The sequence below is a fragment of the Pseudomonas sp. DWP3-1-3b3 genome, from assembly GCF_049896305.1.
GTDB lineage: Bacteria > Pseudomonadota > Gammaproteobacteria > Pseudomonadales > Pseudomonadaceae > Aquipseudomonas > Aquipseudomonas azotoformans_A.
In genome coordinates this window covers 176,283-189,540 of sequence record NZ_JAFCUA010000008.1, presented here as the reverse complement: position 1 = coordinate 189,540, position 13,258 = coordinate 176,283, and the positions used below count along the sequence as shown (strand labels likewise).

The 13,258-nt window shown below is 61.4% G+C and carries 12 protein-coding genes; 7 read left to right on the top strand and 5 right to left on the bottom strand.

Going from position 1 to position 13,258, the window contains the following annotated elements; translation table 11 throughout:
* The first annotated feature begins 81 nt into the window (after positions 1–81).
* The 6 genes from ACP7BX_RS23285 to ACP7BX_RS23260 all read left to right on the top strand — a co-directional run bounded on the left by ACP7BX_RS23285 (position 82) and on the right by ACP7BX_RS23260 (position 7,110).
* Complete coding sequence (locus ACP7BX_RS23285; protein WP_038851410.1) at positions 82–1,401, top strand: NAD(P)/FAD-dependent oxidoreductase; 1,320 nt, start codon at positions 82–84, stop codon at positions 1,399–1,401.
* Positions 1,402–1,562: 161 nt separating this feature from the next.
* Complete coding sequence (locus tag ACP7BX_RS23280; protein WP_016979685.1) at positions 1,563–2,894, top strand: MFS transporter; 1,332 nt, start codon at positions 1,563–1,565, stop codon at positions 2,892–2,894.
* Between the two features lie 38 nt (positions 2,895–2,932).
* On the top strand, positions 2,933–3,835 hold the full coding sequence (locus ACP7BX_RS23275; RefSeq protein WP_016979684.1) for a dihydrodipicolinate synthase family protein: 903 nt from the start codon (positions 2,933–2,935) through the stop codon (positions 3,833–3,835).
* Positions 3,835–5,331, top strand: coding sequence for an aldehyde dehydrogenase (locus tag ACP7BX_RS23270; RefSeq protein WP_177052809.1), 1,497 nt, complete (start codon positions 3,835–3,837; stop codon positions 5,329–5,331). The genes ACP7BX_RS23275 and ACP7BX_RS23270 overlap by 1 nt, the downstream gene beginning before the upstream one ends.
* Positions 5,332–5,445: 114 nt before the next feature.
* A complete protein-coding gene (locus tag ACP7BX_RS23265; protein WP_426127639.1) occupies positions 5,446–6,330 on the top strand; it encodes a DMT family transporter in 885 nt (294 codons plus the stop codon).
* A gap of 108 nt (positions 6,331–6,438) precedes the next feature.
* Positions 6,439–7,110 (top strand): TetR/AcrR family transcriptional regulator, encoded by a 672-nt coding sequence (locus ACP7BX_RS23260; RefSeq protein ID WP_426127641.1) that lies wholly within the window; start codon positions 6,439–6,441, stop codon positions 7,108–7,110.
* Here ACP7BX_RS23260 and ACP7BX_RS23255 read toward each other — a convergent pair.
* Positions 7,107–9,143 (bottom strand): FAD-dependent oxidoreductase, encoded by a 2,037-nt coding sequence (locus tag ACP7BX_RS23255; protein WP_426127643.1) that lies wholly within the window; start codon positions 9,141–9,143, stop codon positions 7,107–7,109. The genes ACP7BX_RS23260 and ACP7BX_RS23255 overlap by 4 nt on opposite strands.
* A gap of 157 nt (positions 9,144–9,300) precedes the next feature.
* Between ACP7BX_RS23255 and ACP7BX_RS23250 the strand changes: the two genes are divergently transcribed.
* On the top strand, positions 9,301–10,200 hold the full coding sequence (locus ACP7BX_RS23250; protein WP_426127645.1) for a glycine betaine ABC transporter substrate-binding protein: 900 nt from the start codon (positions 9,301–9,303) through the stop codon (positions 10,198–10,200).
* Here ACP7BX_RS23250 and ACP7BX_RS23245 read toward each other — a convergent pair.
* The 4 genes from ACP7BX_RS23245 to ACP7BX_RS23230 form a co-directional block, all read right to left on the bottom strand.
* Entirely contained in the window at positions 10,169–10,483 is a 315-nt protein-coding gene (locus tag ACP7BX_RS23245) for a hypothetical protein (protein WP_033903078.1), read from the bottom strand. The genes ACP7BX_RS23250 and ACP7BX_RS23245 overlap by 32 nt on opposite strands.
* A 219-nt stretch (positions 10,484–10,702) precedes the next feature.
* A complete protein-coding gene (locus tag ACP7BX_RS23240) occupies positions 10,703–11,764 on the bottom strand; it encodes an ATP-binding protein (protein ID WP_426127647.1) in 1,062 nt (353 codons plus the stop codon).
* Positions 11,761–12,510: a response regulator gene (locus tag ACP7BX_RS23235; protein WP_269133615.1), complete on the bottom strand. Its 750-nt coding sequence runs from the start codon at positions 12,508–12,510 to the stop codon at positions 11,761–11,763. Before ACP7BX_RS23235 ends, ACP7BX_RS23240 begins: the two co-directional genes overlap by 4 nt.
* Before the next feature lie 196 nt (positions 12,511–12,706).
* Positions 12,707–13,159, bottom strand: a complete 453-nt coding sequence (locus ACP7BX_RS23230) for a GNAT family N-acetyltransferase (RefSeq protein ID WP_426127649.1) — start codon at positions 13,157–13,159, stop codon at positions 12,707–12,709.
* Positions 13,160–13,258 lie beyond the last annotated feature (99 nt).

The following is a 13,258-nucleotide window of genomic DNA, read 5'->3' as shown; positions in this document are numbered from 1 at the left end:
GGTTGATGCCGGGCCAGTGTGACGCGATGCAGACGGGTAGCTGTTAGCTCTAACAACTATAAAAGAACCCAGGTCGCGAAAATGGCACTCATCAGAAACACCCCGGCAGACGATTCAACCTGTGGCTGGTTTCACCTCAGCCCACCGCGCGTGGCACGCCCGCGCCACAGTGGTATCCGCTCGGCGCGCTGGGCCGTGGTCGGGGCGGGGTTCACCGGCCTTGCGGCGGCGCGTCAACTGGCGCTGAATTTTCCGGATGACGAGATCGTGTTGATCGAAGCCCAGGAGGTCGGCTACGGCGCTTCCGGGCGCAACGCCGGTTTTGCCATCGACTTGCCCCATGACATCGGTGCCGAAGACTACATCGGCGACATCGCCACTGCCCGGATCAGCATGGAGCTCAATCTCGCCGGGCAGTCCATGCTGCGTGCGCTGGTGGAGCAGCACAACATCAACTGCCAGTGGCGCGATTGCGGCAAGTACCAGGCCGCCGTCGAAGACCGTGGCATTGCCGTGCTCAATGCCTACCGCCGTGGCCTCGACAAACTCGGCCAGGCCTATCAAGTGATCGAAGCCGACGATATGCCCAACCACATCGGCACCGGTTTCTACCGCAAGGCCCTGTTCACACCGGGCACCGCACTGGTGCAGCCAGCGGCGCTGGTGAAAGGGCTGGCGGACACCTTGCCGGCCAACGTGACGCTCTACGAAAACACCCCGATTACCGAAGTGGAGTATGGCGACAAGACCGTGTTGATCCACAAGGGCGGGCGCATCATCGCCGACAAGCTGGTGCTGACCAACAACGCGTTCGCCATGAGCTTTGGTTTCCTCAAGAGCCGCATGCTGCCGATCTTCACCTACGCCAGCCTGACCCGACCGCTGGACGAAGACGAGCAGGCACGCCTGGGTGGCCATCCATTCTGGGGCGTAATCCCCGCCGACCCGTTTGGCACCACCTTGCGCCGCACCGTCGACAACCGCCTGCTGGTGCGCAACAGCTTCAGCTTCAACGCCGACGGGCGCAGCAACCCCAAGTACCTGCAGCGGTTCGTCAAGCGCCACAAAGAGTCATTCGACCGGCGCTTCCCGCTGCACCGCGAGGTGACGTTCGACTACACCTGGGGCGGCTCCCTCAGCCTGTCGCGCAATCATATGGCGCACTTCGGCGAGTTGGCCAAAAACGTCTATGGCGCGCTGTGTTGCAACGGCCTGGGCGTCACCCGCGGCACGGTTACTGGCACCTTGTTGGCCGAATGGCTGGCGGGCAAGCGCAATCACCTGGTGGACTTCCTGTTGACGTCCCCGGGCCCGAGCAGAAACCCACCGGAGCCGCTGTTATCAGCGGGTGTAAACATGAACTTGCTATGGGGGCAAAGCCGCGCCGGCCAGGAAAGCTGATCCGCAACACGCTCGTTACGCAATACCGAACTTAATCTATTGATTGGAAAACAGCAGGCGTTTACGCGACTGCGGTTTCTGATTGAGACGGCTTTCATTCGCCTGGATTTCAAGTGTGCGTTGTACCCCGGCGAATGAACGAAGCGAAGTAGGAGATAATAATGACAAGTCCGAATGCCTCAGTTGAGGATGTACCGCTTAACAACTTTCACCGATTGCTCACGGCCCGTTCGGGCGGTGGTTCATTTGTGGATGGCTATGTATTAAGCATTATCGGCATTGCGATGCTGCAAGTGACCGGTGCATTGGAACTGACCGAGTTCTGGCAAGGCCTTATTGCCGCCTCTGCCTTGATCGGCGTGTTCTTTGGCGGCTTTATCGGCGGCTGGCTGACCGATAAGTTAGGGCGCAAGAAAGTTTATTTCATTGGCCCGTCGTTATTTATTGTGTGTTCCCTGGCGCAGTTCTGGGTGGAGTCGGCCTGGGCATTGTTTGCCCTGCGCTTTATCATCGGCCTGGCCGTGGGCATTGAATACCCCGTTGCCACTTCCTTGCTGGTGGAGTTCCTGCCGAAAAAGCAACGCGGCCCTCGGCTGGCAGCCCTGACCATCCTCTGGTTCGCCGGGGCGGCATTCGCCTATGTGGTCGGCAACGCGATCCTCAATACCGGTGCCGACGACGCTTGGCGCTACGCATTGGCCAGTGCCTCGGTGATCGGGCTGGTGCTGTTTGTGCTGCGCCTGGGTACGCCGGAATCGGCGCGCTGGTTGCTGAGCAAGGGCCGCGAGGCCGAAGCCGAGCAGGTCATCAAGCGCGTCTACGGGCCGCACTACTCATTGCGCGACCTGCCGGAGCAACCCGACGAACGCAAGATGACCTTCCGTGACCTGCTGCGCTCGGGGTACGGCAAGCGCCTGTTCTTTGTCTCGGTGTTCTGGTCCTGTTCGATCATCCCCGTGTTCGCCGTTTACGCATTCGCCCCCAAAGTCTTGCAAGCCCTCAACCTGAAAGGCGAGTGGGCCTCCTACGGTTCGATGTTCATCACCTTGCTGTTCGTGGTGGGTTGCGTGCTGGCCACGCGGCTGATCAACACCATCGGTCGACGCAGCATGCTGATCAACAGCTTCCTGTGGTCAGGCCTTGCCTTGCTGTTGCTGGCGGCGTTTTCCAATAGCCACGAAATTCTCGTGCTGCTGCTGTTCGGCGCCTACGCCGTGTTCATCGGCGGCGCCCAGGTGCTGCAACTGGTTTACCCGAACGAACTGTTTCCCACCGAAATCCGCGCCTTCGCCGTGGGCATCGGCACCTCGCTGTCACGGATCGGCGCCGCCGTCGGCACCTACCTCGTACCGCTGTCGCTTCACTCGATTGGTATCGGCAACACCATGTACGTCGCGGCTGGCGTGACGTTCATCGGCCTGGCCGCCGCCTGGGCCATGGCCCCGGAAACACGTTCGCTGAACTTGCGGGACGCCGCTGCGTTGAGCAGTTGAGCGCAAACCACATCACTTTCACTGTTGGAGAAACACTCATGAAGTTTGAAGGCATCTACACCCCGGCAATCACCCCGTTGACCGCCACCGGCCAGATCGACAGCGCCGCATTCGCCGACGTGCTGGAATACCTGATCGAATCCAAGGTGCACGGCATCATCATCGGCGGCTCCACCGGCGAGTACTACGCGCACACCTCTCAGGAGCGCATCGACCTGGCTGCCCACGCCAAGGAAGTCATTGGCAACCGCGTCGCGTTGATCGTCGGCACCGGCGCCATCCGCACCGAAGATTCGGTGGAGTACGCCAAGGCCGCCCGTGCGATCAAGGCTGATGCGATCCTGGTCGGTTCACCGCCTTACGCATTGCCCACCGAACAGGAAAACGCCATCCACGCCCTGGCCGTGGACCAGGCTGCGGGCCTGCCGATCATGCTCTACAACTACCCAGGCCGCATGAGCGTGAGCATGGGCGATGAGTACTTCAAGGCCGTGTCCGCCTCGAAAAACGTCGTGGCGATCAAGGAAAGCTCGGGCGACATGGGCCAGGTGCACCGCCTGGCCACTCAATACCCGAACATCGCGTTGTCCTGCGGCTGGGATGACCAGGCCCTGGAGTTCTTCGCCTGGGGCGCCCGCAGCTGGGTGTGTGCCGGTTCCAACTTCGTGCCGCGTGAACACGTCGCCCTGTATGAAGCCTGCGTGGTCGAAAAAGACTTCGACAAGGGCCGCAAGATCATGAGCGCCTTCATGCCGCTGATGGACTTCCTCGAAGGCGGTAAATTCGTCCAGGCGATCAAGGCCGGTTGCGCCTTCAATGGCCTGCGTACCGGCAGCGTGCGCGCACCGCTGCAACCGTTGACCGAGAGCGAAAACCAGGCGCTGCAAACGGTGATCACCAACCTCAAGCGCGACGTTGCGCAAATCGTCGGAGGTGCATGATGACTCACCTGCTCAGCGCTGCCGAATACGCGGCCATCGCCCAGGACATCCAGTTTCCCACCACGTCCTTCATCAACGGCGCTGCCCACACCTCGGGTTCGGGCAAGACGTTCACCACCACCAACCCGGCAACCGGCGAAGTGCTGGCTGAAATCACCGCGTGCAACAGCGACGACGTGGACTACGCCGTGGCTTCGGCCAAGCAAGCGTTTGACGACGGCCGTTGGCACAAGCTCAGCCCCGGCACGCGCAAGAAAGTCCTGCTGCGTTTTGCCGACCTGCTGGAACAGCACTCCCACGAACTGTCCGTGCTGGAAAGCCTGGACAGCGGCAAGCCGGTGCGTGAGTGCCAGCTGACCGACGTGCCGGAAACCATCCACATGATCCGCTGGCATGCCGAGCTGATCGACAAGATCTACGACAACACCGCCCCGGTCGGCGCGGACGCCTTGACCCTGGTGGTGCGCGAAGCCATCGGCGTGGTCGGCCTGGTGCTGCCGTGGAACTTCCCGCTGCTGATGCTGGCCTGGAAAATCGCGCCGTCCCTCGCGGCGGGTTGCTCGATCGTGGTCAAGCCAGCCAAGGAAACCACGTTGACGGCGCTGCGCGTGGCCGAGCTGGGCGCCCAGGCCGGGATTCCGGCGGGCGTGTTCAACGTCGTGTCCGGCGGCGGTCGCGAAGTGGGCGAACCGTTGGGTCGCCACATGGACGTCACCATGGTCAGCTTCACCGGCTCCACCGACACCGGGCGCCTGTTCCTGCAGTACGCGGCAGAGTCGAACCTCAAGCGCATCGTGTTGGAACTGGGCGGCAAAAACCCGGCCGTGGTGATGAACGACGTGGCCGACCTGGATGTGGTGGCGGGGCATATCGTCAATGGTTCGTTCTGGAACATGGGCGAGAACTGCTCGGCGTCTTCGCGCCTTATCGTTCACGCCGATATCAAGGACGAACTGCTCAAGCGCATCGGCGTGCAGTTGCAAGCGTGGAAGATGGGCAGCCCGCTCGACCCGGACAATCGCCTGGGCTCGATGGTCAGCCGCGCGCATTTCGACAAGGTCAGCTCGTACCTGGTGCAGGCTGGCAACGAAAACCTGCGCGTGGTCTACGGCGGCAAGACCCAAGGCGATATCTACGTGGAGCCGACCGTGGTCGATGGCGTAGGTGCCGACAGTGTGCTGTTCAAGGAAGAAATCTTCGGCCCTGTGCTGACCGTCACGACGTTCAACACCCTGGAAGAAGCCATTGCACTGGCCAACGACACCATCTACGGCCTGGCGGCGTCGGTGTACACCGATAACCTGCGCAATGCGATCAAGCTCTCCCGCGAGATCCGTGCCGGTATCGTCACCGTCAACTGCTTCGGTGAAGGCGATGCCTCGACCCCGTTCGGTGGCTACAAGCAGTCGGGTTTCGGCGGGCGCGACAAGTCCATCTGGGCACACGACCAGTACACCGAGATCAAGACCATCTGGATCGACGTGTCCGAAGGTTAAAAAACCAGGCGTCCCTCTACAAAGCTCCACGCAAGCGGCGATTGGGGCGCCTTCCTTTCCACCGGGTCAACAATAAGAAGTCCACGGCCCAGCTCGTTTTTTCGAAGCCTTTTCATGACTGCCTATCGTACTGCCCTTACTTCTGCCCATATCACTGCAATTCTGTTTGGCTTGACCGGTATTTTTGGCGCACTGATCCACGCCAGCGCCAGTGTGATCACCTTTGGCCGTGCAGCCTTTGCGTTGCTGGCCCTGGGGGTGTTCGCACACCTGCAGGACCGCGCGCTGCTGCGCGGCCTGAACCTCAGGAAACTCGGCATCTATGCCGTCTCAGGGCTGATGCTGGGCGCGCACTGGATCACGTTTTTTATTGCGATCAAGGTCGGCGGAGTCGCTATCGCCACCTTGGGCTTTGCCAGCTTTCCGGCGTTTATCACCTTGCTCGACATGGCGGTGTTCCGCGACCGGCCGCGCCTGGCTGAAGCGCTGTTGCTGCTATTGGTCACGCTCGGCCTGATACTGGTGACACCCTCGTTCGAGATCGCCAACCAAGGCACGGTCGGGCTGCTGTGGGGGATTGCCTCGGGGCTGTCGTTCGCCTTGCTGGCCATGACCAACCGCCGCGCCACCGATGGCCGAAATGGCGTGCAAGTGGTGTTCTGGCAGAACGCTACCGTGGCGCTGTTAATGGCGCCGGTTGCAGTGTTCGACCTGGTGGCGCTGGAGCCTGTCGACTGGTTCAACCTCGCCATTCTCGGCGTGCTCTGCACGGCGGTGTCCCAGGCGCTGTTCGTCAAAAGCCTCAAGGGTTTGAACGCCCGCAGCGCAGGCATGATCATTTCCCTGGAGCCGGTGTACGCGATTGCCTGCGCCTGGTGGCTGTTCCATGAAGCGCCCTCCTACCGAATGTTGGCAGGCGCGGCGTTGATCGTGCTGGCGATTGTGTTGTCGGCGCAGGGGGAGGGCACAGCGCCAAAAGGTGCCGCGCTGCCAGACTGAAGGCGCACGGACTCCGCCGGGAAATGTACGTCGCTGTACACTCCCTGTGCACTGCGCGGGTGGGGCGTGTAGAGTGACCGGCAATTCCCCGGCAAAGGTGACCCAAGGATGTCGCAACCCGCAAAACCGCGAGGCAAGAACCAGGACACAGGCTGGCGCGGCTCGGTCGATGTGTGGCTGGACGCCGCCTACGCGGCCCTCAAAGAATCCGGTATCGACGCCGTGCGCGTGATGCCCCTGGCCAAGCAGCTGGGCCTGTCACGCACCAGCTTCTATTGGTTTTTCGAGGACCGTGAGCAACTGCTTTCCGCCTTGCTGAGCCGTTGGCGCGACAAGAACACCGGCAACCTGGTGCACCAGTGCGAGCGCTATGCCGAGAGTATTTCCGAGGCCATTCTCAACGTCTTCGAATGCTGGTTGAACCCGGAGCTGTTCGACTCGCAATTCGAGTTCGCCGTGCGCAGTTGGGCGATGCAGTCGGTGGACGTCGCGGCAGAAATCGCACAGGCCGATGACACCCGTATCAACGCCTTGACCGGCATGTTCCGGCGTTTTGGCTACGATGACGAGGCCGCCGATGTGCGTGCCCGGACCATCTACCTGACGCAGATCGGCTATATCTCGATGAACACCAGCGAGGACGTGGTGGTGCGGTTCCGGCGTATTCCCCAGTATGTCAGCGTGTTTACCGGCAAGGCCCTGAAGCGGCGTGAACTGGACCGCTTCTATGGGGCGTTTGGCTATGCCGAAACCACACCGGGGGTGTTTGAGCGTTTTTAAAGGTCCTTGACCAACCGCAACGCATCGTAGATCGCCGCATGGGTATTGCGTGCGGCCACTGCATCACCGATCCGGAACAGCTGGAAGCGACCTTCGGGGTTCGTCACGATGTGCTGCGCGTTCCCGGCGATCAAGTCCTGCTGCTCGACCGCGCCGCCATTGCTGGAGTGCGCGCGCAACTCGAAGTACAGGTCATCCAGGGGAATCGTGCCATGGTTGACCACCACCTGGTCGACCACCCGCTGCTTGTGCACCGCGCCGTAGTCACTGCCAAAACGCGCGACCAGCCGACCGTCGCGTTTCTCCACCGTCTCAACCCGATAGGTCACGGTGAAAGTCACGTCCAGGTCCTGCAGGCTGCGCATGTAGGGCACCAGGTTCATGGCCATGACTTCCGGGGCGAAGGCGCGGTCCGGGGTGACGATTTCGACGCTGGCGCCACTTTGCGCAATCACCTCGGCGGCTTGCAGCGCGGCGTGGTCGCCAGCGTCGTCGAAGATCAACACATGACGCCCCGGTTTGACGTCGCCGGAAATGATGTCCCAGGTCGACACCACCAGTTCATTGCCCGCGGCCAGCACTTCGGTGTGCGGCATGCCACCGGTGGCGACGATCACCACGTCCGGCTCATGGGCCAGCACCGTCTCGCTTTCGGCCCAGGTGTTGAAGTGGAATTTCACGCCCAGGTGTTCGCACTGGGCCATGCGCCAGTCGATGATGCCGATCATCTCGCGACGCCGCTCACTCAGGGCGGTCAGGCGGATTTGCCCGCCGGGCCGGTCTGCCGCTTCCAGTACTGTCACATCATGCCCGCGCTCACCGGCGACGCGTGCCGCTTCCAGCCCGGCCGGGCCCGTGCCGATGATCAGCACTTTGCGCTTCACCGCAGCCTTGGGAATTTCATGGGGCATGCTGGTTTCACGGCCGGTCGCCGCGTTGTGGATGCAGTAGGCGGCGCCGCCCTGGTAGATGCGGTCCAGGCAGTAGTTGGCGCCGACGCAGGGGCGGATGTCTTCCTCACGCCGCTCGATGATCTTGCGCACGATGTGCGGGTCGGTCATATGGGCGCGGGTCATGCCGACCATGTCCACCTTGCCTGATGCGATGGCGTAGCGCGCGGTGGCGACGTCCGGGATTTTCGCCGCATGGAAGGTGGGGAAGCCGGTGGACGCACGGATCTCGCCGGCAAAATCCAGGTGCGGCGAGTTGCGCATGCCCTGGATCGGAATCACGTCGGACAGCCCCGCGTCGGTATCGATATGCCCACGTACTACGTTGAGGAAGTCGACCAGACCGCTGTCCTTGAGCATATGCGAAACCTGCAGGCCCTCACTGGCGTTGAACCCGCCCGGCAGCGCTTCGTCGCCGGTGTAGCGCACGCCCAGCAGAAAATCCTCACCGACGCGCTGGCGAATGCCGCGCAGGACATCGAAGGTAAAGCGCATGCGGTTTTCCAGGGAACCGCCGTAAGGGCCATCCAGGTCGTTGGTCAGCGGTGACCAGAACTGGTCCATCAAATGGCCGTAGGCTTGCAGCTCCAGGCCATCCAATCCGGCGGCCTGCATGCGCTCGGCGGCGTCGACGTAGTCCTTGGTGATCCGCTCGATGTCCCAGTCTTCCATCTTCTTCGGGAAGGAGCGGTGTGACGCCTCGCGACGGTGCGATGGCGAGACCACCGGCAGCCAGTCGGCCTTGTCCCAGCGTGTACGACGGCCCAGGTGCGTCAGCTGGATCATCACTGCCGCGCCGTGTTCGTGGCACTCATCGGTCAGGTCCTTCAACCAGCCGACCACTTCATCTTTGTACGCCAGCACGTTGTTGAACACTGGCGGGCTGTCCCGCGATACAGCGGCGGAGCCTGCGGTCATGGTCAAGGCCACGCCGGCCTTGGCGCGTTCGACGTGGTAGGCGCGGTACAACGCCTGCGGCATGCCGTCCACCGGGTAGGCCGGTTCGTGGGCCGTGGTCATGATCCGGTTGCGCAGGGTCAGGTGCTTGATTTTGTAAGGCTGCAGCAGGGGATCGCTGGACATTATTCTGTGCTCCGTAGTGGGCATCATCAGGCTCGGCGATCTGAAATTAGGATAAATGTACATAGGTGTCAACAATAGTCGACATGCCTGTACATTTTTTATTGCAGTGCCCGGATGTCATCGCTAAGATCGGCCTCACCCCTTAGGAGGACGTCTGATGAATGCTCATGTGCACTATCGGAAAAAAGCCTGTGCCTACCTGCTCGGCCTTGCGCTGGGCGCCAGTGCGGCGGTGACCCACGCCGAGGAAAAACCACCGGTGCGCATCGGTTGGGTGAATTGGTCCGACACGGAAATCACCGTCAAGCTCGCCAGCACGGCGTTGCAGGAACATCTCAAGCAACCGGTCAAGTTGGTGATGGCCGACATCGGCATCCAGTTCCAGGCGCTGGCCAACGGCAACATCGACCTGATCCCGATGGTCTGGCTGCCCAGCACCCACAAGGCGTTCTACGACAAGTACAAAGACCGCCTCGAAGACCTCGGCGTGCTGTATGAAGGGCGAATCGGCATGGCTGTGCCCACCTCGGTGCCGGTCGCGGAAGTCGCCAGCGTGGAAGACCTGAACAAACCCGGGATCCGCGAGAAGTTCGATGGCAAGATCTTTACCTCCGAAGTCGGCAACGGCCAGTACAAGCTAACCGTCAAGGCGATCGAGGACTACAAACTGGCGGGCTACAAACTGGTGGGGTCTTCGGAAAGCGGCATGCTCAACGAGCTGGACCGCAACCTCAAGCGCGACAAGTGGTCGTTGGTCAACGCCTGGAGCCCGCACTGGATGTTCTCCAAATGGTCGCTGCGCTACCTGGATGATCCCAAGCAGATTTTCGGCGGCGCCGAGCAGATCCACGCCATGGCCCGCAAAGGCTTCAGCCAGGAGCATCCCGAAGTGGCGTACTTCTTTGCGCATTTCTCCATCCCCCAGGCCGACCTGGAAGCGTTGATGATGCAGGCGCGGGAGAGCACGGCAGACAAGGCGGTGGCGGCATACTACGCGGCGAACAAGGCGCGTTTTGAGGGGATGTTCAATCCGGGATTGGTTTCCCGGTCGCCATAATCGCTCGCAACGAATCGCGAACGGCATCGGTGCGCAACTGAAGTGTCATCTGCGCCTCGTCGATCACGATTTCCGCGACGATCAACACGCAGATCAGCGGCGCGGTCACGAACCAATGGCACCAGCATTGCGTCGCCAGCGACACGAAGACGCCGATAATCCACAGCGCCAGTACCCACTTCGGTGCGCGCTGTTGCAGCGGCACCCAGAACCGTTGCAGGCGTTTCAGGCGAGCCGTGTGCTGTCGCAGCGACTCTTCAAGGAGTGATAGGGAAGGGCTCATGTTCACACTCGCTCAGTTAACCGGGCACGGCTGGGGAGGGGATTGCCCAGCCACGACAGGTTGATGTGTTCAACTTCTATCCAGTGCCCGTGTTGAGGCATTGCGGCGCAGCTTTTGAACGCAATGCAAACAAGCGCGGTGTCCAACAAGACAAAATAACGATAGCGCTGGGTGGTTCTGAACAACCTGGATAAGATGCGCATGGCGGGCCTGACTTACTCAAAGGTTCCAGCTGAGTTCGAACAGCGTTCCGCCGTTTTCCATTTTTCGACAGGTCACGGCGCCGCCATGGGCAATCGCAATTGCGCGCACCACCGCCAGGCCCAAACCGCTGCCGCCCTGGGCGCGTGAGCGAGAGTTTTCGCCGCGTTGGAAAGGTTCGAACAGGTGCGTCGCAAAGTCCTCATCAATACCGGGACCATCGTCGCGGACCCTCAGGTAGTGCACGCCATCACGCGTGCTCAGGTGCACGTTGACGTTGCCGGGTGTCGCATGCCGACGCACGTTGTCCAGCAGGGCCAGCAACGCCTGGCGGATGCGTGCGGGGTCGCAGCGCAGGATGCGGCGTTGCAGGTCCAGTTGCAGGGTAAAACCAGCAGTGGCCAGGCTCGGTTCGAACAGCCGCACATCTTCCTCAACCCCTGCGGCCAGGTCGGCGTCTTGCACGTTGATTTCAAGGTAGCCGCTGTCACCCAGGCCGACCACGCGCAGGTCCTCGATCATCCGCGCCAGCCCTTCGACCTGCCCGAGCAGGCTGTAGAACTGCGCCGTGTCCGGCTCGAACACACCCTCGGCCAAACCTTGCAGGCGACCGCGCAAGATGGTCAGCGGCGTGCGCAGCTCGTGGGCGATCGCCGCGTTCCAGAACGCCTGTTCCTGCGCCATGCGTTTCAAGCGTTGGGCCATGCTGTTGAAGTCATTCACCAAAATAGCCGCCTCACCGATGGACTGATCGCCAGCCACGGCCTGCACATCGAGGTCGCCGTCCGCCAGTTTGCGCAGGTTCTCGGCCACCGAATTCAATGGCATCAGGATGCGCCGCGACAACTTGGTCGCCACGAATGCACCGACCGCCAGGCTGACGCAGGTGGTCAAGCCCATCCACGCCCATTCGGCATTGGCGGGCATCCACTCATCGACCTGCTCGTCCGGAAGCGGCCAGTAGGTCCAAAGCAGGGCGTAGAACACATAGGAGCCGATTACCGCCAGGGCGATCACGCACAGCACCACGACCGACATGGACAGGATGATCTGGCGGCTCAAGCCGTTGAATAGTTTCACGCGCCACTCCCGAAGCGGTAACCCACCCCGCGAATGCTTGCCGGCACACCTTGCAGCCCGAGGTCCTCGATCTTGCGGCGCAACTTGCTGATATGACTGTCGACCGTGCGTTCCAGGCTGTCGCTTTCCGGCGAGCACAGCGCCAACAGTTCCGCGCGGCTGAACACACGTTTCGGCGCGCGAGCCAATTGGGCCAGTAATTTGAATTCGGTGACGGTCAGCAGCAGCGGCAGGGCGTTGCCTTCGATATTCACCGTGACCTGATGGCTTTCGATATCGATTTCAAACCCATCCACCCGCAGCACACTGGCGCTGACACCCGATGTGTAGTTGACGGAGCGCCGCAGCACCGCCTGGGTACGCGCCACCACCTCGGCCGGGTTGAACGGCTTGACGATATAGTCGTCGGCACCGATACGCAGGCCCATCAACTTGTCCATGTCCTGGTCCTGCGCGGTCAGCATGATCACCGGCGTGTTGCCGCGATGGCGCACTTCGGCCAGCACCTGCCAGCCATCGACGTGGGGCATCAGCACATCCAGCAGCATCAGGTCCGGCTTGAGGCTCTGGTGCAGTTCCAGCGCACGCCGGCCATCAAGGGCGTGGGCGGTGCGAAAGCCGCTGCGCTTGAGATAGGCGATCAGGATATCCGCAATCTCGGGCTCGTCTTCGGCGATCAGCACCAAGGCCTGGTTCTCCCGGATGCTGCTGGGCTGGGGTGTCGATGCGACGGGGTAATCGTTCATAGTCTGCTCGGTGAATAAGCCTTGTCGTGGTTGCCGCTCCATGGCCCACGCTGTCAGGTATTGATCATAGCGCTCAACATCGAACCCGATGATGCGCAACTAACGTGCGCATTCATGGGAGGTTTTGTGGAGGAATGATGGAGAGGGAAAATTTTCTACAAGGGTTTGCCCCGAGTACATGCCGTGGCTGGGCAGGTTAGCGCACGGTTGGAGTGATGAATTTCACATAGATCCGCTCAGGATCGTGATCGTCCAGGTTGTCGATCTGCCCGCTCGACACGAATCCGGCTTTTGCAAACAGCGCCTGGGAGGCGGTGTTTGACGCATTGGTTGACGTAAACAGCTTGGGCGTCTTGCACGCCGCCTCTGCCGCCGCCAGCAACCGCTGCGCAATGCCCTGACGCTGATGAGCGGGTGAGACGACCACCAGCGCCACAAAACCATACTCGAAAAAGTCATGGGTCAGAACGAGGTAACCGGCGCAACGGCCAACAGTGTCGACGGCCACCAGGCATTCTTGACGAACCACGGCATCATGGATGAACACACGGCGATGGGTGTGGGCCGTTGCGTAGGTGTCCAGTTCGATCAGGGCGTGCACGTCGTCGGATGTGGCCCGGCGAATATTGTTTATCGAGCGTGTAGGCACAGGAATCGCTTCACTGATTGGGTTTGGCTTTTGATTTGAGCAGTTTGGGCGGGCCCGGCAATCAGTTCAACTCTGTGGCGAGGGAGCAAGCTCCCTCGC

What these genes read in the sequence shown, in the direction of transcription:
- ACP7BX_RS23285 (WP_038851410.1), top strand. Translation starts at nt 82, where the DNA reads ATGGCACTCATCAGAAACACCCCGGCAGACGATTCAACCTGTGGCTGG.
- ACP7BX_RS23280 (WP_016979685.1), top strand. Translation starts at nt 1,563, where the DNA reads ATGACAAGTCCGAATGCCTCAGTTGAGGATGTACCGCTTAACAACTTT.
- ACP7BX_RS23275 (WP_016979684.1), top strand. Translation starts at nt 2,933, where the DNA reads ATGAAGTTTGAAGGCATCTACACCCCGGCAATCACCCCGTTGACCGCC.
- ACP7BX_RS23270 (WP_177052809.1), top strand. Translation starts at nt 3,835, where the DNA reads ATGACTCACCTGCTCAGCGCTGCCGAATACGCGGCCATCGCCCAGGAC.
- ACP7BX_RS23265 (WP_426127639.1), top strand. Translation starts at nt 5,446, where the DNA reads ATGACTGCCTATCGTACTGCCCTTACTTCTGCCCATATCACTGCAATT.
- ACP7BX_RS23260 (WP_426127641.1), top strand. Translation starts at nt 6,439, where the DNA reads ATGTCGCAACCCGCAAAACCGCGAGGCAAGAACCAGGACACAGGCTGG.
- ACP7BX_RS23255 (WP_426127643.1), bottom strand. Translation starts at nt 9,143, where the DNA reads ATGTCCAGCGATCCCCTGCTGCAGCCTTACAAAATCAAGCACCTGACC.
- ACP7BX_RS23250 (WP_426127645.1), top strand. Translation starts at nt 9,301, where the DNA reads ATGAATGCTCATGTGCACTATCGGAAAAAAGCCTGTGCCTACCTGCTC.
- ACP7BX_RS23245 (WP_033903078.1), bottom strand. Translation starts at nt 10,483, where the DNA reads ATGAGCCCTTCCCTATCACTCCTTGAAGAGTCGCTGCGACAGCACACG.
- ACP7BX_RS23235 (WP_269133615.1), bottom strand. Translation starts at nt 12,510, where the DNA reads ATGAACGATTACCCCGTCGCATCGACACCCCAGCCCAGCAGCATCCGG.